The organism is Stappia sp. ABD4_338, from assembly GCF_056312175.1.
On record NZ_CM149982.1, the window covers coordinates 3,540,965 to 3,560,739 of the forward strand.

Annotated in this window: 13 protein-coding genes; all 13 read right to left on the minus strand. The window is 67.0% G+C overall.

Annotated features, from left to right (window positions below):
• Positions 1-87: 87 nt before the first annotated feature.
• The 13 genes from addA to ACYX4S_RS15995 all read right to left on the minus strand — a co-directional run bounded on the left by addA (position 88) and on the right by ACYX4S_RS15995 (position 19,749).
• Complete coding sequence (addA, locus tag ACYX4S_RS15935; protein WP_476360913.1) at positions 88-3,660, minus strand: double-strand break repair helicase AddA; 3,573 nt, start codon at positions 3,658-3,660, stop codon at positions 88-90.
• The gene (gene addB, locus ACYX4S_RS15940) at positions 3,657-6,839 is read right to left on the minus strand and encodes a double-strand break repair protein AddB (protein ID WP_476360914.1); all 3,183 of its coding nucleotides are present in this window, start codon (positions 6,837-6,839) and stop codon (positions 3,657-3,659) included. The genes addA and addB overlap by 4 nt, the downstream gene beginning before the upstream one ends.
• Before the next feature lie 48 nt (positions 6,840-6,887).
• Positions 6,888-7,613, minus strand: coding sequence for a nucleotidyltransferase family protein (locus ACYX4S_RS15945; protein ID WP_476360915.1), 726 nt, complete (start codon positions 7,611-7,613; stop codon positions 6,888-6,890).
• Positions 7,614-7,637: 24 nt separating this feature from the next.
• Positions 7,638-9,245, minus strand: a complete 1,608-nt coding sequence (gene tsaE, locus ACYX4S_RS15950) for a tRNA (adenosine(37)-N6)-threonylcarbamoyltransferase complex ATPase subunit type 1 TsaE (protein ID WP_476360916.1) — start codon at positions 9,243-9,245, stop codon at positions 7,638-7,640.
• A 9-nt stretch (positions 9,246-9,254) separates the two neighbouring features.
• Complete coding sequence (locus tag ACYX4S_RS15955) at positions 9,255-11,684, minus strand: sensor histidine kinase (RefSeq protein ID WP_476360917.1); 2,430 nt, start codon at positions 11,682-11,684, stop codon at positions 9,255-9,257.
• Between the two features lie 306 nt (positions 11,685-11,990).
• Complete coding sequence (gene ahcY / locus ACYX4S_RS15960; protein ID WP_476360918.1) at positions 11,991-13,388, minus strand: adenosylhomocysteinase; 1,398 nt, start codon at positions 13,386-13,388, stop codon at positions 11,991-11,993.
• A 239-nt stretch (positions 13,389-13,627) separates the two neighbouring features.
• Positions 13,628-14,002: a VOC family protein gene (locus ACYX4S_RS15965; RefSeq protein WP_476360919.1), complete on the minus strand. Its 375-nt coding sequence runs from the start codon at positions 14,000-14,002 to the stop codon at positions 13,628-13,630.
• Positions 14,003-14,252: 250 nt separating this feature from the next.
• Positions 14,253-14,543, minus strand: a complete 291-nt coding sequence (locus ACYX4S_RS15970; RefSeq protein ID WP_476362880.1) for an HPr family phosphocarrier protein — start codon at positions 14,541-14,543, stop codon at positions 14,253-14,255.
• 14 nt (positions 14,544-14,557) lie between these two features.
• A complete protein-coding gene (locus tag ACYX4S_RS15975) occupies positions 14,558-14,962 on the minus strand; it encodes a PTS sugar transporter subunit IIA (RefSeq protein WP_293719109.1) in 405 nt (134 codons plus the stop codon).
• 177 nt (positions 14,963-15,139) lie between these two features.
• Positions 15,140-15,589 (minus strand): HPr kinase/phosphorylase, encoded by a 450-nt coding sequence (locus ACYX4S_RS15980; RefSeq protein WP_476360920.1) that lies wholly within the window; start codon positions 15,587-15,589, stop codon positions 15,140-15,142.
• Positions 15,586-17,418, minus strand: coding sequence for a stimulus-sensing domain-containing protein (locus ACYX4S_RS15985; RefSeq protein WP_476360921.1), 1,833 nt, complete (start codon positions 17,416-17,418; stop codon positions 15,586-15,588). The genes ACYX4S_RS15980 and ACYX4S_RS15985 overlap by 4 nt, the downstream gene beginning before the upstream one ends.
• A 73-nt stretch (positions 17,419-17,491) precedes the next feature.
• A complete protein-coding gene (locus ACYX4S_RS15990) occupies positions 17,492-18,190 on the minus strand; it encodes a response regulator transcription factor (RefSeq protein ID WP_293719114.1) in 699 nt (232 codons plus the stop codon).
• 161 nt (positions 18,191-18,351) lie between these two features.
• Complete coding sequence (locus tag ACYX4S_RS15995) at positions 18,352-19,749, minus strand: MATE family efflux transporter (RefSeq protein ID WP_476360922.1); 1,398 nt, start codon at positions 19,747-19,749, stop codon at positions 18,352-18,354.
• Between the last annotated feature and the right edge of the window lie 26 nt (positions 19,750-19,775).

The following is a 19,775-nucleotide window of genomic DNA, read 5'->3' on the forward strand; positions in this document are numbered from 1 at the left end:
TTTCCCTTTCCACATGGGTCGGGCGGATACGCCTTGCCGCGCATCACGCCACTGTTGACCGAAAGGTAGGAACGCCGTCACCCGCCGTCAAGCAAGCGTTCCGGCCTGGGCCGGGGAAAGCGCTGCAAGTGCGCCCGCCCGCCGTTCTCCCGGGATTTCCACAAGGCTGGGACCGGCGGTGTAAACCAGGGCAGTGCGAACCTTGTGCGCCGGATAGAGGCGCGCCACCAGGTCCGCATAGACCGCGAGCTGAGTGACGTAGTTTTCGCCGACATCCGCCGAATCGGTCGGCACAAGGCGGTCCGTCTTGAAATCGACGATCAGCACCTCGTCAGCGGTTACGCAGAGACGGTCGATCTGGCCGCTGACCTCCACCTCGGTCCCGTCCGGAGCCGCGATCCGCCCCACGAGCGACACTTCGGCACGTGCGCGTTCGCCGAAGACCTCCGTGAAGTCGGGGTGTTCGAGAAGCGCAATGGCTTCCGCCACAAGTTCATCCGCATGGGCGGCAAGATGTCCGGGCAGCCCCGCCTCCACATAGCGCAAGGCCGCGGACCGTCTTTCGTGCACCGGCAGATCGGGCAGGATTTCCAGAAGTCGGTGCATGTGCCGTCCACGTTCAAGCGCAAGCGCCGGTGCGGAAGGTGCCCTTTCCCCATCCGCCGTTTCCAGCAGCGCCCTCTCCAGACGCTCGCGCGCGGCAATCGCCTGCGGCCCCTCCTTGGCCTCCATAGCCTCGAAGGCGGTGGAGGGATTGAGGCGGCGCGGACGTGGCGCCGGATCAACCGGCGCAAACAGCCAGTCGGGCATTTCGTCCGGGTCAATCCCGCTTGTCGCCGGCGTGATGTCCCGAAGATGGCCCTCATCGGCTTCCGGCCCACGCTTGCCAAGAGCCGGCGGCGGAGACTGCGTGCCTTCCGCCTGCCAGACGAGGCACGGCGCACCGGTCGCCGTCACATCCTCGCGCGCTGTGGGTTGAAGGCCTCGGGTCACCAGATCGTGCCAGCATCCCGCCACCTGTCCCCGAGCAGGCGCCCAGCCGCAGACAACCAGCCGGTCGCGGGCACGCGTCATCGCCACATAGAGAAGCCTGCGGTACTCCTCTTCCGCTGCGTCGCGCAGGCCTTCCACGGCTTCCCCGTGCCAGGTCGTTCGATCCGTCGAGGGCGGCAGCCAGACAAGCCCCGGGCGTCGTCCCTCACCACGCGACATGGAGACGAAGGGCTTGTCATGCTGTGCGGGCGCCGGTGCCCCGCCGCTGTCCACGAGCACGACGAGTGGCGCCTCGAGCCCCTTTGCGCCATGCACTGTCATGATGCGCACCACGCCCCGCGCGGCGTTCAATTCGCGCTTCACAGGCGTGGGCGAGGCCGAGATCCAGGCGAGGAACCCTTCGAGCCCCGGTGTGCCGGTCTGCTCGAAGGCGATGGTCAGCGCCAGAAACTCGTCCAGAACGTCATCGACCTCCTCACCGAGCCTTGCACGGAACGCCTTGCGCCCACCATCGGCCCCAAGCAGCCTGGAAAAGAACTCGAACGGCGGCATGAAATCGGCACGTGCACGCCATCCCTCCAGCGTCCGGCGAATGCCCATCCAGCTTTCGCTCCCCTCGCTCAGGCGCAGGAGAGACTGCCACAACGTGCCCGACCGCGGCCGGGCAGGCTCCGGCCTCGCCAGCGCGAACAGCGCCTCTTCGGAAATGCCGAAGAGCGGGCTCCTGAGAACGGCGGCCAGCGACAGATCGTCCTCCGCGAGAAGCAGGAACCGGCCGAGCGCGACGAGATCGCGAACCGCGATATGTTCCCCCAGAAGCAGACGGTCGCTGCCCGCGACGGGAATGCCTGCCTGCTTGAGCTGGCGGGTGAGCGCATCGACGAACGGGCCGCGCTTGCGCACCAGCACCAGAACATCGCCGGGATCGGCTTCCCCCCGGCGCCACCATGCCCCGATGGTTTCGGCGAGCTTCGCCGCCAGCCGCGCCACGGGACTGGAGGCCGAGAGTCGGTCCAGCGGCTCGGTCCAGTCATCGGGTTCGACAAGCTCCTCCCGCTCCTCCGGCGGCCAGATTTCGACGTGGCCCGGCTCGTTGCGCCTGATCGCCTCATGCGCCGGCGCGACGTTTTCCTGCGAGAGCCCCTTGTGAGCAGCCGCGTCCGCGAAAACGGTATCGACGGCCGACAGGACATCGGGACGCGAGCGGAACGACAGCGTCAGCTCAAGGCGGGAGAACGCGCTTTCCGACTCTTCCGCCTTGCGGGCGAAGTGGCGCCGCATCCGGTCGAAGTAGGCCGGCACCGCGCCCTGGAAGGAGTAAATCGACTGCTTCTCGTCGCCGACCGCGAAGAGGGTCCGGCGCCTGGGGTTTGATGTTTCGCCGGCAAAAAACTCCTCGGCGAGCGCCTGTACCACGTCCCATTGCTGCGGGCTCGTGTCCTGGGCCTCGTCGACGAGAATGTGGTCGAGGCCGTTGTCGAGCTTGTACTGCACCCAAAGGGCCGCGTCTGATCGCGACAGAAGCGCCGCCGTCCGGATGATGAGGTCCTCGAAGTCCATCAGTCCGCGCCGGGTCTTCTCCGCCTCATATGCATCAAGCATCGCATCCGCCAGCCTGAGGGCGGCCTCGGTTCCGGCGAGGCCATAGGCTGCGCGGCGCGTTTCAAGCAGCGCCGCGAGACGCGCCTGCTCGGCCTCGAGATCGACAAGAAGATCGGGATGTTCCTCACTGATCGCCTTTGCCGCGAGCGACTTTGCCGGTTCCAGTTTTGCCGTGAAAAAGGCGGCAAGCCACGTGGCGCGCCACTCCGAAAAACTGCCCGCGACAGACCCTGCCCTCAGCTTCTCCGCCCTCTCGACGTCACGCTTGCCGCCCTTTGCGAGAATGTCGACCGCGCGACGCGCACCTGCCTGGTCGAATACGCTTTCCTCGCGCATCCGGCGCTCGATCCCGTGCAGGGTTTCTCCGGGCGCGAGAGAAAAGGCGCGGGCAAGCTCACCAAGCGCCGCATCCACGCCACCGGCCTCGTGCAGCCATTCCCGAAGGTCGTTCCTGCGGGCGACCAGATCGGCGAGCATGTCCTCAACCGCCTTGTCGGAGAGTTCCGCGACAAGAAAGGACAACGCCCTTCCGAGCGGCCCTTCGGGAACGTCCTCCGCGGCGGCGAGAACGCCGGCCCGCGCTCTCGCCATGAGGTCGGCGGCCTGGCGATCATCCAGCACCTGGAAGTGGCCGGCGACATTCGCCTCCAGCGGAAACTGGTGCAGCAACGCCTCGCAGAAGGCATGGATCGTCTGGATCTTGAGCCCGCCCGGCGTCTCCAGCGCGGTGGCGAAGAGATGGCGTGCAAGAGACAGGCGCGCGGCGCCGGGGCGCCTGCCCTCGATGGCCTCAATCTCCGTCGCCAAGGCCTCGTCGTCAAGCGCCGTCCACGCGCCCAGCGTGTCGAAAACGCGGGTCGCCATCTCCGCCGCCGCCGCCTTAGTGAAGGTGAGGCACAGCAGACGGGACGGGGCAGTGCCGGCCAGCAGCAACCGGATCACACGGCGTGCCAGTACGAAAGTCTTGCCGGATCCGGCATTGGCACTCACCCAGGCGGAACGCGTCGGGTCGGCTGCCAGGGCCTGACGTTCGCGCGTGCGCTCGGGGACCTGAAATGCGCTCATGCGTCGTCTCCCCCACCGAGCGCCCATTCCGCCACGCGCGCGAGGTGATCGTAGGGGCCGTTCATTTCACCCTCGCTCATGACACGTGCACGGGAGAGATAACCCCTCGATGGGTTCTCATAGGTGGCCAGGAGGGCACGGGTGCGCGCCAGCGCCTCGGCGGTGAATTCCGCCATTGTCTGGTCCTTTGCCGGGCCGCGCGCGCCCTTCTCCAGCGGCTCGCGTCCGCCGGAAAGCCTGAGGTAGAGAAGCTCCTCCACCGGCGCGCCCGGATCGATACCCTCGAAGGCGCCGGCACCGACCATCGCTGCCTCGAGGGGCAACTGCGGCGCTAGAAGCGACGCGACCTGCTTGCCGCTCGGCATCTGCCCGGTCTTGTAGTCGAGGATGGAGAGCGTTCCATCCTCCATCAGGTCGATGCGGTCGGCGCGACCGCTCAGCGTGACGATCCGTCCCGGAGCCAGGTCGATCTCCATGCGCCCGGCAATTTCGAGATACCGGTGCCGGACATGCCTGGCACGCGCGGTCTCGTAGGCGACAAACGCCTCGGCAATGCGCTGGAACCGCAGCCACCAGATGGCACGCACCTCGGGAAAGGCGTCGAGAGGGGCGAACTTCTCCCGCCCGATGGCAAGCAGGCGCGGCAGCGCGGTTTGATCGAGCGGCGGGTCCTCGGCCAGAAACGCGGCAAGGCAGTCGTGGATGAGTGTCCCCTTCTCCGCTGCTCCCGGATCTCCTCCGATCGGGTCGACCGGATCGAGCGCCAGCACACGCCTTGCATAGACCGCGTAGGGATCACGGATCAGGGTCTCCACCTCGGTGACCGAAATACGCGGCGGACGGGCCTCGACCGGCGGCACCGGCTCCGGACGCAAAGCGGGCACGGGTGACGCCGAGACATCGAGATGGGCGGCAAGCGTGCGCAGCCTTTCGCCACGCACGCGCATTTCCCCGCTCACCTCGGCACCGAGAAGCGTGGTCAGCCGCAGCAGCCAGCGTGAGGGCACGGTCGGAGCACCGTCGGCACGTTCGGCGCGTGAAAGGATCACCTCGCCCGCGCCCAGCCCTTGCGTGAAATCATGCGCCGCTCCCCCGATGCGCCGTTCGGGCGGATCAAGGCCAATGCCGTGCTTCATCGGCCGGCTGAGCCAGGGGTCGTTTCGGGTCGACTGCGGCCAGGTCCCCTCGTTGAGTCCTCCCAGAACCACCCGGTCGAAGGCCTGGAGCCTGGCTTCCATGGGCCCGAGAATGGCGATGCGGGGATCGCCGGGCAGGCTCCTGCGCACGTTGATACCGGACACCAGCGCCTGGAAGACGGCCGGCCAGTCGCGTGGCGGCACAGCGAGTCCTGCGGGGTGCGCCGCCAGCATCTCGGCAAATGCGCCCGCGAGTCCCTCCCCCGCCTCGCCGGCATAGAGTTCCGAGACATCGCCGGTCTCGTCACGCGCGATTGCCGCGAGAACCCGTTCGTGCGCCGTGACGAGGCGCGACACATCCACGGGACCGCCGCGTTCGTCCGCGAGACTTTCGAGCGGCTCCAGCGCCGCGCAGAGGCGCTCCACGAGATCGACGACCGCCTTCCAGTCGTCATCGTGGATATCCTTCCAGCGCGGCATGTGACCGGGGTCGTCCGAAAGAGCCAGGTCGCGCGCGGCGACGACGGCCTGGCGAAGCCCCTCGCTTCCGCCGCGCGGGCGTGGTCCGCGAAGCACGGCCCGCTCGAGTGCGCGCGCAGCCGAGCGGATCTCCTTAGCCGGCAACCCGAGGCGTGACAGCGGGTGCTTCAGCAGAGCGAGCAGGGCGACCGGGTCGAGCCCCTCGAGTGCGAGCCCGGCCGCAAGGCGTGCTAGGACGCCGGGGGCCGTCTGGTCGAGCGGGCGTCCGGCACTGTCGTCGGCAACGATCTGCCAGCGTGCCAGCTCGCCGATTACGCGGCGCGCAAGCGTCCTGTCCGGCGTCACGAGAGCGGCGGTGCGCCCCTGCCCGATCGCCTCACGCAGCGCGAGCGCGATGGTAAGTGCCTCGTCCGCCTCGTTGCGCGCACCGACCAGCGAAACACCGGCAAAGGCACGTCGACGCTCGTCCACGGGAATGGCGGCCATGACCCGCGGCCATTCATCTGTGATCTCGGCCGGGCAAAGTGCATGACCAACCAGTCTGTCGCGAAGTGACAGGGCCTCCCGGTCCGCCTGCCCGAACGTGCCCGGCCCAAGGTCGCGAATGCCATCGGGCGATGCCCCCAGGGCATCGACCAGACGCAACATGCCGTGCTGGGGATGGCTCGGGGCGCCGGTTGCATCCGCTTCCTCGCCCCTTCCGAGGATGACGTCACGCGCGCGCCGCGACATCAGCGGATCGAACCCCGGCAACACAATCGCGCCCTGCGGCAGGCCCGCCACAACGGACAGGAGTTCGGCCGTTGCCGGGATCGAGCCGGTCGTGCCCGCGACGATGATCGGCCCGTCTGGCGGCGAGGCCGCAAGGCGCCGCGCCTCGCGCCGAATGAGCGCGGAACGCCGGGCCTTCGGATCCATGGCGCCACGACTCGCCAGATAGGCAGGCCAGTGCTCCATGGCGATCTTGAGGAAATCCAGCGTGATCTGCCAGTAGCGGGCGTGATCCTCGGGCACCAGTCCGAGCAAACCCGCCCAGTCGACCTCTTCCGTCTCCACCTCGTCCATGAGCGCGACCAGCGCCGTGGCCAGCCAGGCCGCGTCGGCGGCGGAGGCCGGGGCCTTGAGCACGGCGCCCGGCGGAAGTTCCAGGATCTCGCGGCGAAGTGCCCCCTCCCAGGCATAGACGAGGCGGGTCATCGCCATGCGCCGCTCCATGTCCGGCAGCGCGGGGGGCAGTCCGTCCACGGCGGGTGCCGGGGCCAGAAGGAGCGCATCCTCGTCCACGTCGCCAAGCGGACGGATCGCGGGCAACAGGGCCGCGCGGGTTCCAAGCTTCTTCTGGAAAAGGGCCGGAAGCCCGCGCGCCGCACGACGCGTGGGCACGTAGATGGTCACGGAGGCCAGTGCCAGCGGATCCTCGCGCGGGGCAAAGCCCGGGATCAGTTCACCGTCGAGCAGGGCGTCGACAATTCGCGACAGAAAGGGAACCGACGGCGGAAGCGTGAACAGGCGCGGCGAACGTGCTTCCGCCACGTGCCGATGTGATCCGAGACTTTCGGACATGTTCTCCCCTTCACCCCGCCCGGCGGGCCCCCTTCGAACGCGCCGGGTTCAGGTCGCCTCGCGTGCCAGCACGGCCTCCGCCTCGCCGACGGCGTCCGGCGTTCCGACATGTAGCCAGGTGCCGTCCATGGCGACACCGTAGAGCCTGCCCGCAGCGATTGCCACGTCGAACAGGCGGTTCAGGGAGAAGGGTTCGGGCGCGGAACCCGCGAAGAGGCGCGGATGCAGGATCGCGCCACCGGCATAGGCGAAAGGCGCATTTGCGCGCGCGCCACGCCGCTCCAGCCGCCCCGCGTCGTCCATCAGAAAGTCGCCCGCGCCGGAAAAGCCCACCGACCTGTCATGCCCGGCAAGAAGCAGCAGGGCATCCATCCTGTCACTGTCCCATGCGCTCGCAAGCCTTTCGAGGGCCGGGGTTTCCCCTTCGGTCCACGTGCTGTCGGAGTTGAGCAGGAAGAAGGGCTCGTCGCCCAGCAACGGCAACGCCTTCACGATCCCGCCGCCGGTTTCGAGAAGGGTATCGCGTTCGTCAGAGATCACCGGGGCCGGTGCTCCACGCCAGTCCGCGACATGCGCCTCGATCTGGTCCGCGAGGTAGTGGACATTGACGACGCATGTTCCAACGCCTGCGACGGCAAGCTTGTCGCGCGCGCGGTCGAGCAGCGTGCGGCCCGCCACCGGAACGAGCGGCTTCGGCATCCGGTCCGTGAGCGGGCGCATCCGCGTTCCAAGACCGGCGGAGAGAATGATGGCATGGGTGGGCCGGATAGCCACGTCGTGTTCCCCCGTTGTCGTGCCCTAGTGAGCGGTCCGCCCGAGACGGTCGGCAAGGTCCGGGTCATGTCCGGCAAACCACTCCCGCAGCTCCGCCAGGTCGCCGGTCTCGAGCGCGCGGACAAGATAGTCGCGCACCCTCGGCAGGTGACGGAGATAGGCGGGTTTGCCATCGCGACGGTGAAGACGGCGGAAGACCCCGAGGATCCGGGTCGCGCGCTGTGCCGCGACAATCGCATAGTCGCGCGCGAAGCGCTCCGTGTCGAAGGCCGGATAGATCTCCAGACGCCGGGCGACATAGCGAGCCACGAGGTCGGTTTCGAGCTGACGGGGAATGTCGACGCGCGCGTCCTGGGCGAGCGAGGCGACGTCATAGGCATCGGGGCCAATCACCGTGTCCTGCGTATCGACGATGCCTATGCGTTCATGCCCCTTGCGCTCCGCGCGCCAGATGAGATTCGGTGAATGGTAGTCCCGCAAAACCCAGGTGCGTGAACCTGCCAACGCGCTTTCGAGAAGCGGTGTCCAGAGCGCCGCGAATTCGGCACGCAGGCCGTCATCGGCCGTAATACCGGCCTCCGGCAACGACCAGTCGAGAAACAGTTCGACCTCGACAAGAAAAGCCCGCAGGTCAAAGGACGGCAAATGCCATGAGGCATCCGGGGACGCCTGCGCGGCCTCGGGCAGCGGCAACGGGTTTTCGGGGGGCATGGCGTGAAGGTCGGCGAGCACGTCCATCGCCGCCGCATAGCGCTCCGGCACCGGGTTTCCCTCGGCGTCGATCACCTTGCCCCGACCGAGATCCTCCTGAAGGAGGATGCCGGCCGGCAGATCCGCTCCGAGAAGCGCCGGCGTGGCGAAACCGCGCTCGCGCAACGCGTGCGCCACGGCGACGACGGCCTCGGAGGACTGGTCCGCCAGATGCACGATTTCCGCGTAGGACAGCCCGTCCCGCAGCACCGGCGCGGGCGGGCGCAGGGCCGGGTCCGCATTCACCAGAATGGCCCTGCGCTCACCATCGACCACCGTTTCGAACCGGCGTGGAGATGCATCGCCCTGAAAATACCGGCGCGTCGCACGCTCCATTCCCGCTTGAACGACGAGATCGCGAATGGCGAACGTCCGCGCGATCCGATGTCCCCAGTCGCCTTCCCCCCAGGAAAAGGCGAGACGGCGCGCACCTTCCTGCACGTCGGCATAGATGCGCAGCACAAGTCGTGAGCGCGGGATGGCTGCGGCCGCGCGCTCGGGCCACTCGACGAGCGCGACGCCGGTTTCCAGCGCATCCTCGAGCCCCAGTTCATCGACCTCTTCCGGATCCTCGAGACGGTAGAGATCGAAATGGGCGACGGCAAAGCGCGGCAGCGTGTAGGACTGCACGAGAGTGAAGGTGGGACTGGGCACGTCGAGCGCGTCGTCGTCGGCCAGTGCCCGTATCAGCGCGCGGGCGAATGTGGACTTGCCGGCCCCCAGATCGCCGACGAGACAGACGCAGTCGCCGGGGCGAAGCGCCATGGCCAGATCGTCGGCGACCCGGCAGGTCGCCGCCTCATCCTCACAGGTGATCACGACTTCGCCGGCGAGCGCCTCGCCGGGCCGGTCCTGCAGGGGGCGCGCGTCGTCGGAAGTCATCGGCGTCAGCTATTCGGCGGCGTGCTTGAGGACTGCGGGAGAGACGGGAAATCGGCAGACGACACGTGTGCCGACCCCCTCTTCCGACTCGATGCTCACCGTGCCGCCATGCAGCTCCACGAAGCTCTTGACGATGGACAGGCCGAGACCGGCGCCGCGACGACGCACTCCGGCATCCCGTCCGACGAAACGCGCGAAGACCTGATCGAGCATGTCCTCGGGAATTCCGCATCCGTGGTCACGGACCTCGAACTCCAGCGCGTCGTCGTCCCGACGGCAGGCGACGTCGATCTCGCCCCCCACATCCGAAAACCGCAGCGCATTGGACAAGAGGTTGAACAAGACCTGGCGCAGGCGCCGCTCGTCGGCCTCGATCACGCCGACGTCGGGCGCGACCTCCAGTTTGAGCGTGATGCCGCTTTCGGTCAGCCGGTCCTTCAGGCCCTCGACGGCCGCCTGAACGGTGCGCGCCACGTCCACCGCGGAGACATCGAGCTCCATGATGCCGGCATCGATTGTCGCCAGGTCCAGAATGTCGTTGATGATCGCCAGAAGCGCCGAGGAGGACGACAGGATGTAGTCCACATACTCGTTCTGCTTGAGCGTGAGGGGGCCGAACTTCGGATCCGACAAGAGCTGCGCGAAGCCGATGATGTTGGTCAGGGGCGAGCGCAGTTCGTAGGAGACGTGCTGGATGAAGGCGTTCTTGAGCTGATCGGCCTGTTCCAGCGCCTCGTTCTTGTCGAGAAGTGCGCGCTCCACGTTCACCGAGTCCGTCACGTTGACGAAGGTGATGAGCGTGCCGCCGTCGGGCAGCGGCACCGTCGCATAGTCGATGACCTCGCCGCTGTCGCGCTCCAGACGGCCATAGACCGGCTCGCGGTTGTCGGCGAGGCTGGTGACAGCGGTGACGAGCCGCTGCCATGTCGTCGCCTCGTCCGGCTCCAGCCCGTCCGCATTGACGATACGGGTGATGTGCGGACTGTCGCCGAGCCGGTCGTCGGCAAGGTCCCAGATCATTTCGAAGGCCGGATTCCACAGACGCAGGCGCCCGTCGGAACCGAACACGGCGACCGCCTCGGAGAGATTGTCCAGCGTCTCGCCCTGCACCCGGATCAGCGAGTTGTAGCGGCTTTCGAGATCAAGCCGTTCCGTCACGTTCTCGTAGATGTAGGTCACGCCGCCCTGGGGATGGGGGTTGGCGATGACGCGCAGCGTCCGACCGTCCGGCAGGTGCCACCAGAACTCGCGCGGCTCGAGCGAGGTGTAGCTTTCCAGCAACTTGTTGCGCCAGCCGCGATAGTCGGCCTGCTCCGGCAGCTTGCGGGCCGCGCGCAGCGCGTCGAGAAGCGCGCCGTCGGAAGGCATCTGCTCCAGAAAACCGGTGTCCAGGTCCCACAATGCACGGAAGGCGGCATTGTAGAACTGAAGCTTGCGGTCCGAACCGAAGATGGCCACGGCCGTCGCGAGCTGGTCGAGCGTACGGGCGTGAAAGTCGATGGTGCGGCCAAGTTCCTGGCGCACGTTCTCGAGCTCGCTGACATCGACCGCGATACCGCCCGCACCGCCTTCGGCAACGAAATGGGTGACATCGAAGATCCGGCGCGCGCCGGCCGCGACGACCGGCATGCGGGCACGGGCGAAACCGTCGGCGCCGCGCTCCTTCTCGATGGTCTGGAGTCCCTTGGAATCCAGAAACTCGGTGCCCCCGTCCACCGCCGTTTTCGCGTCTGCGGCCTCGACCGCGCGCGCAAAGGCTGCATTGGCCCAGATCAGGGCGCCCTCACCGTCGCGCAGCCAGGCCGGCCCGGCGAAGCCGTCGAGGATCGAGCGCAGCGTCTCGAGTTCATGCGTCTGCGCCTCGTGCCTGCCGGCGAGAAGGGCATGGCTGCGCCGCTCGCCGGTCAGGTCGCGCAGGCGCATCACGGGGGCACTGGCCGCGACACGGCCCCGCACCTCGACCAGACCGTCCAGGGTCGTGGGAAGAACGAGACGAAAGGCTTCACCATGCCGGCGCAGCCGCTCGACCGCATGCTCGAGCATTTCCGCTTCACGCGCGTCGAGCCAGGACCCGAAGGCAAGCAGGCGGGCGGGAGAACGGGGAACTCCGGACGTCTCGTCCAGAACACCCGCGACCATCGGTTCCTCGCCGTCCTGCCAGACGACGATGCGCTGGTCGTCGGACGCGATCAGGCTTTCAAGACGATCGAGACGCGCCGCCAGGGCCGCGCTCTTCTGACGGGCGGCCGCAAGGTCTCCGCTGGAGGAGCGATTGTGTCTGAGGAGGGCGACAGCCGACGCCACGGCGAAAGTGACCGCCCCGCCGATGGCGGCAATCCAGACGACCTTGGTGGCATCGAGGGGAAACGGCTCCAACGCATCGGCGGCAGTCACCGCGCTCTGCGCGGCGGCGCCAATCGTCGTGGAGAGAAGGGACACCGTGGATGCCCCAGCCCGCAGGACTGATTTTCGACTCCAATTTTGCCACGCGCGAGTGGCACGCGCGTGCTGACAGCCGTCCCCCGGCATCCGCATGATCCTTTAACCGCCGCATCGGGCACTCGGGCCCACACGGTCAGTTCTGCCTCACGAACCGACCGATTCGCAAAGACCATAGCGCAAAGGCGAATCGCGAAGAAGGGTGCGTTACCGAAAAGTAAACGGGAGCCGTGTCGTCCACAGCCCCCGTCCATGTGCCCTGCAAGGACAGGTCGCGGCAAGGGGCGCGAGGCCCCTTGCGGGATATCAGTAGCGGTAGTGTTCGGGCTTGTAGGGCCCCGTCACCGACACGCCGATGTAATCGGCCTGTTCCGTGCTGAGTTCGGTCAGCTCGACACCCAGCTTCTCCAGGTGCAGACGCGCGACGCGCTCGTCGAGGTGCTTCGGCAGGACGTAGACGTCCTTCTCGTAGGCATCCGGACGCGTCCACAGTTCGATCTGGGCCAGCACCTGGTTGGTGAAGCTCGCCGACATAACGAAGCTCGGATGACCGGTTGCGTTGCCCAGGTTCAGCAGACGCCCTTCGGAGAGAAGGATCATGCGCTTGCCGTCCGGGAACTCGATCATGTCGACCTGAGGCTTGATGTTGGTCCACTTGAAGTTGCGCAGACCCTCGACCTGGATCTCGTTGTCGAAGTGGCCGATGTTGCCGACGATCGCCATGTCCTTGAGGGCGCGCATGTCATCGACGGTGACGACGTCCTTGTTGCCGGTCGTCGTGATGACGATGTCGGCGACCGGAGCCGCCTTCTCCAGCGTGGTGACCTCGAAGCCGTCCATGGAGGCCTGCAGGGCGCAGATCGGGTCGACCTCGGTCACCTTCACACGCGCACCCGCGCCGCGAAGGCTGGCGGCCGAGCCCTTGCCCACGTCACCATAGCCGCAAACGACGGCGACCTTGCCGGCCATCATCACGTCGGTCCCGCGACGGATGCCGTCGACGAGGCTTTCCTTGCAGCCGTACTTGTTGTCGAACTTCGACTTGGTCACGCTATCGTTGACGTTGATCGCCGGGAACGGCAGCAGACCCTTGGCCTTGAGCTGATACAGGCGGTTGACGCCGGTCGTGGTCTCCTCGGAGACGCCCTGGATGTCGTCACGCTGCTTCGTGAACCAGCCCGGGCTCGCGGCAAGGCGCTTGCGGATCTGCGCGAAGAGGACCTTCTCCTCCTCCGAGTGCGGGTTGGACAGGACGTCCTCGCCGGCCTCGGCACGGGCGCCGAGCAGAATGTACATGGTGGCGTCGCCACCATCGTCGAGGATCATGTTGGCCGTGCCTTCCTCGAACTGGAAGATGCGGTCGCAATAGTCCCAGTACTCCTCCAGCGTCTCCCCCTTCTCGGCGAAGACCGGCACGCCGGCGGCGGCGATGGCCGAAGCGGCATGGTCCTGGGTGGAAAAGATGTTGCACGAAGCCCAGCGCACGTCGGCGCCAAGAGCAACGAGGGTCTCGATCAGGACCGCCGTCTGGATGGTCATGTGCAGGGACCCGGCGATACGCGCGCCCTTGAGCGGCTTCTTCTCGCCAAACTCCTCACGGCAGGCCATCAGGCCCGGCATCTCCGTCTCGGCGATGTCGATCTCCTTGCGGCCATAGTCAGCCAGGGAGATGTCCTTCACGTAGTAGTCCGTTGCGGTGCTCATCGGTATCGTTCACTCGCTTTTTCGATTGAAATGCGCTGCCCCGCCCACCGACCTCACAGGGTCGTGCGGGACATACGTTCCCTACGGACGACCGGACCCGCCCATGCCGGTCCGGCCCCTTCTGGCAGGCGGAAGAAACGGCCACCGCCGCATTCCGACCCGCGAAATCCCACAAGACTTATAGGGGGCAGCGCAATACAAGGCAATAAGGATATAAAGATTTCTTTATGTCCTTATCCTTAACATTCTCCTGCCGGCGCGGCCGCGTCTATGCGGTTTCCGTCGGGATCGGCGAACACGAAGGCACGCAGTCCGTAGTCGTGGGTTCTCAGGCCCTTCAGGATGCGCAGGCCGAAGGCGCGGACCACATCATGCAGGGCGTCAATGTCCCCGACCATCATGTGCGCGACGGCAAAGGCCGGCGGACGGTGATCCGGCTGAAGGGTGAGATGCACCTCCGCCGCCTCCCGTTTGAGGATCACGAAGCCGATCGGATCCCCATTGGCGAAGACACGCTCGAAGCCGAGGCCGCCTTCCCAGAACGCAAGTGCGCGGTCCATGTCCGCAACGGGAAGCGTCGCCGCGATTCGACCGAAGCGCGCGGGCTCGGGCAAACCACGTGAATTCGAAGTTGATGGAGAGGTCACGAAACACCCCAGGGGTCGGCCGGACGTCTCGCGCGGAACACGGTGATCCCGTCAGCGACAGTGTCCGGGAAGGCGCACCGGCCAGGCGCGCATGAGCTTCGGGACGGTGCCCGGGGGAGTTCTAGCAGCCTCGCGCTCCTCCGCTCAAGAGGTGCGGCGGAAGGCACAGGCCATGCTCCGGAAATCCTGCATGTGTGTGTGGGGGGGGGGGAGCAGGTCAGTCGGTCTCGCCGAAACCGCCCTCGACCAGTTCGCTGATCGCGGCCAGCGCCGCCTCGGCCTCGGCGCCCGTGGCACTCACCCGGATACAGCAGCCGGGGCTTGCGGCGAGCATCATCAAGCCCATGATCGAGGTGCCGCCGACAGACTGTCCGTCCTTGGTGACGGTCACCTCGGCGTCAAACGTCTCCACAAGCTTCACCAGCTTGGCCGAGGCACGGGCATGAAGGCCACGCCTGTTCACGATGACGAGCTCTCGCGCCTCATCGGCGCTGGCGGCTTGGGTCATATCCATCGTCGTCCTCACCCGTGACCGGACAGAACCTGGCTTGCGACCGAGATGTATTTCTGGCCGGCCTTGCGGGCTTCCTCCACGGCATCGGCCACGGCGGCATCCGCCCGCACGCTGGCCAGCTTGATGAGCATGGGCAGGTTCACGCCGGCGATCACCTCGATCTGGGTGCCGTCCATCACCGAGATGGCGAGGTTGGAGGGCGTGCCGCCAAACATATCCGTGAGAAGCACAACGCCCTGACCGTCGTTCACCGCCTCCACGGCGGCAAGGATGTCCTGGCGGCGCTGCTCCATGTCGTCGTCGGGGCCGATGCAGATGGTGGCGATCCGGTCCTGCGGACCGACGACATGCTCGAGCGCCGACTTGAATTCTTCCGCCAAACGTCCGTGTGTGACCAGTACCAGTCCGATCATGCCCTGTCCGTCATTCGTTGATGCGCCCCACGCCCGGGTCGATTGCACCCGCGCGCTTATCTTGCGCCGCAAGGTGCCGGTCTTCGCGCGACCGGGCGCCCAATGTCCGCAAGCCTGCATTGCAGTGCAAGAAAAATCGGCGCGATCTGCATGGTTTTTCGCCAGTCGCGGACCGGGTCAGGCTTTCCCGAGCCCTGTCAGAATTCTCAGGGCCGCAAGATGCGGTTCCGCACCGGCCAGCACAAGGCGCGGCAGACGCACTCCCAGAAGCGTCTCTCCCATTGCCTGCTCGTCCGGCATCCGTTCGATCTCCGAAGCGTTTTCCAGGTCGACGACCAGGCGCAGGAGGGCACGCGGTTCAACCGCCACACGACAGATGCCCTCGCCCCGGCGCTCCCAAAGACCGCTCAGCATATGCGGAGCTGTCGCGACGACCCGCCCGTGAGCAACCGCGAGTTCCACGCGGTCATCGGCCACATGGGCTGCAAAGCGCCCTTCCGCTCGCGCCTGCAGGACCAGAAGATCGCCGAGCCGGGACTTGCCGGCTCCCGAACCGCCGCGGAGCAGGACACCGGACGCGCCGATGAGAACGCAGGAGGCATGAACGTTGGTCCCGCCTCCGCTCACGCCTTCTTCTCCGCCGGCAGCGAAACGATGAAGCGCGCGCCCAGGACGCGTGTCTCGCCGGTATCCGGGTCGGATTCCTCCCGGTTCTCCACCGCGATGGTTCCGCGATGGGCCTCGATGATCTGGCGCGAGATGGACAGGCCGAGGCCCGAGTTGTTGCCGAAGCCCTCGGCCTCGGGACGGTCCGTGTAGAAACGCTCGAAGATGCGGTCCCGCAGCTCCGCGCGAATGCCCGGCCCCTCGTCCTCGACCGTCACGACCACCGCATCCGCGGTGCGCGTCGCGGTGATCAGCACACGGGAATCGGGCGGCGAGAAGGAACGGGCATTGTCGACCAGATTGTTGATGACCTGGGCGAGACGGCTGTCGTGACCGATGACACGATAGGGGTGGTCGCGCCTCGAAGGCGTGATCGCCAGTTCGACCCGCGCAAGATCGGGGTCGCCACGATCATTGGCGAAATCGGCGACCGTGCGCAGAAGCGTCGCGACATCCACCGGCGCGGCATCGGCACGGGCGAGTTCGGCATCCAGTCTCGAAGCGTCGGAAATATCCGTGATGAGCCTGTCGAGACGACGCACGTCGTGCTGGATCACCTCCATGAGGCGCTCCTGCGCCTCGGGCTTGCGCGCAAGCGGAAGTGTCTCGACCGCGCTCCGCAGCGAGGTGAGCGGGTTCTTCAGTTCGTGGGCCACATCGGCGGCAAAGGATTCGATCGCGTCCATCCGGTTGTAAAGCGCATTGGTCATCTCGCGCAGGGTTCGCGCAAGGTGTCCGATCTCGTCGCGCCGTTCGGAGAACTGCGGGATTTCCTCGCGCGACTTGATCCCACGGCGCACGCGTTCCGCCGCCGCCGCCAGGCGACGAACCGGTCCGGCGATCGTGCCGGCAAGCAGGATCGAGAGCACCATGGTAACCGTGGCGGCCACCAGGAAGACACGCACGATGGCGATACGCTCGGCACGCACGATGGCATCGATGTCGCCGCCCTGCGTGGACAGGAGCAGGGAGCCCAGAACCGCACGGAAGCGCTGCACCGGAACCGCGACGGAAACGATCAGCTCGCCACGGGGCGAGACGCGCACGACACTTGCGGGAGACCCGGCAAGGGCCGCCTCGACCTCGGGATAGGCGCGCCCGTTCCCAGCGCCGATCTCCTCGTAAAGCGGCAGGTCGCCACGACGGAACCACAGCTTCACGTCGGCCCAGAACTTGTCCCAGAGCCCCGGTTCGTCAGAGGCCGGCGGCGGCAGGTCGAAGCGGAGGATCTGACCGCGCGCATAGAGGTGGCGCGAATCGAGGATGAGAATGCCTTCCGGGTCGTAGATCCGGGCCCGCGTGCGTGTCGGCGAGATCAGCCGGCGCAGAACCGGGGCGACACGCTCGGGGTTGATGGGAAAATCGGTCAGCCGCCCGCTGTCGGTCGGCGAGATGCTCTCTCCCGCCTGCAGCTGGAGGAGTTGCTCGGGATCGACCATCAGCCCGTCGGTCTCGACCGTCGCGGAGGCGGCGATGGCGCCGGCGATGATCTCGCCCTGGGTGAGGAGGCTCTGCACCCGGGCATCGATCAGGCCGGCACGGAACTGGTTCAGATAGAGGATGCCGCCAACCATGGCGCACAGGGCGGCAAGGTTGAGAACGAGAATGCGACGGGTGAGGGAGGACGTCAGATAGGGGCCGAGGAACCCGCCGATGCGCCCGAAAAAACGACGGCGGATGCGGCGATTGCCGAGCGTGCGCAACGCGGCCGGACGATCGCCCCGCGCCGTTTCGGATCGTGGGCCTGTGCCGGCATCGGGTGCGTTGTCTGTCCCAGCCTCCGCGCTCATTTCGCCTTCTCCGGCGCGCGGGCGCGCCTCGTGTCCCTCGTGCATCGCGCTCCCGGGCGGAGCCGCAGCCGCCTCAGCCCTCGCGGAAGCGGTAGCCGACGCCGTAAAGCGTCTCGATCATGTCGAAGCTGTCGTCAACCAGCTTGAACTTCTTCCTCAGCCTCTTGATGTGGCTGTCGATGGTGCGATCGTCCACATAGACCTGATCGTCATAGGCGGCGTCCATCAGCGCATTGCGGCTCTTGACCACTCCCGGGCGCTGCGCCAGCGCATAGAGGATCAGGAACTCCGTCACCGTCAGCGTGACAGGCTGCCCCTTCCACGTCGAGGTGTGACGTTCCTGGTCCATGACCAGGTCGCCGCGCTCGAGGAGCTTGTCGCTCTCGGGCTTCGCCGTGGTGGCATCGCGCGGCTGCACCCGACGCAGCACCGCCTTCACCCGTTCCACCAAGAGGCGCTGGGAGAACGGTTTGCGGATGAAATCGTCGGCGCCCATCTTGAGACCGAAGAGTTCATCGATCTCGTCATCCTTGGAGGTGAGGAAGATGACGGGCAGATCGGACTTCTGGCGCAGGCGGCGCAGAAGTTCCATGCCATCCATGCGCGGCATCTTGATATCGAAGATTGCAAGGTCGGGCGGATCGGTGATGAGCCGGTCCAGCGCCGAGGTGCCATCGGTGTAGGTGAAGACCCGGTAGCCCTCGCTCTCGAGCGCGATCGAAACGGAGGTCAGGATGTTGCGGTCGTCGTCTACCAGCGCGATCGTCGGCATGGTTCGATACCAGCTCCCATTCTTGTGTTTCCCGTCCGGCCCGCTCGACGGCACCGGTCGGCCTTGGCTCCGACCCGCGCGGAACACGACCCGTCCGTTCCGGGCCGTATCTGCACCCGGACGGTCGATGTATCAGGCTTGCCGTTGCAAATGCGCATAAATTATGGCGAGTGCAAGGGCTGCGGCGCTCTCGTTTTCGCCGCGAAGCGAAGGCAGAGCCCGGCAAGCGAGACCACGACGCCACAGATCAGGCCGACGATCAGTCCGCCCGCGCCGAGCTGCAGGGCGATGGCCGTTGCATAGGCGACCGGAATGGCCACCAGCCAGAAGGCCCCGATCTGCAGGAGCGTCGGCCACCAGACATCGCCAAGCCCGCGCAGGGCGCCGATCGCCACCACCATGGACGCATCCGCACACAGCATGAAGGCGGCAACGGACAGGGCACGGGATGCGGCCTCGATGGTCGCCGGATCCTGCGAGATGAGCGTGGCGGCGCGCTCGGGCGCGAAGAAAAACAGCACCGCCACCGGCACAGGCCAGAGTCCGCCGAGCAGGATGCCGGCCCAGCCCGCCCGGCGCATCCCCACGGTATCGCCGCCGCCAAGTGCGCGACCGACCCGGATGGAGGTCGCTCCGGCGGTGCCGATCGCCATCATGAATGCCAGGCTCACCAGCGTCATCGTGGTCTGATAGGCGGCCAACTGGGCCGTTCCGAGCCACCCCGCCATCATGACGACCGTGGCGAAGGCGGCGCTCTCGACGCCCTGCGCAAGTCCCATGGGCAACCCGAGACGGCGCAGTTCGCGCGCATCCGGGTCACGCAGCGCTCCGGCCAGTGCCGCAAGCGGCGGACGGCGCGGGATCAGGCTGAAGGCGTCATCGCGCCGGGCGGCGCGCATGAGCACGACCAGGATGGCAACGCCGGCGAAACTGCGCGCCAGACTGCTCGCCGTCATGATGCCCTCCGCTCCGCCGGGCTCGACGAAGCCGCCCCAGCCGAAGCCGAAGACGGCGTTGAGGGGAACATTGATCAGATTGGCAAGGAGCATGATGAGCATGCCCGTCTTCGGCCGTCCGGTCGCCTCGAGAAAGAGATTGCCGGCAACGAAGACAAGAATGCCCGGCATGCCATAGCCGAAGGCACCGGAAACCCGCGCCGCGCCCGCGCTCAGGTCCGGCGTCTGCCCCACGGCGAGAAAGAAGCCCTCGGCAAACCGGGACAGCACGAGGATGGCCAGCCCCAAGAGCACGCCATGCACGAGAGCGGCACGCGCGACCGCCCCGGCGCGAAAGGCGTCATTGGCGCCCAGCGCCTGCGCGGCAAGGACGGCCGTTGCCTGAAGGCCGCCGACCGCGACAAGCATCAGCGTGACCTGGGGCGCGACACCCAGGCCGAAATACGCAAGCTCCGCCGCCCCGGCCCGGCCAACCATGACCGTGTCCACCGTGACCATCAGCAACAGTGCCGCGCGGGCAACGATGATGGGCAGTGCCAGGCGGGCGGTGAAAAGTCCGTGACGCAGCAGCGTCGGTGCGGCGTCGGTTCCGGCCACACTCATGAGACACCCCCGGCGCACGCTCTCTC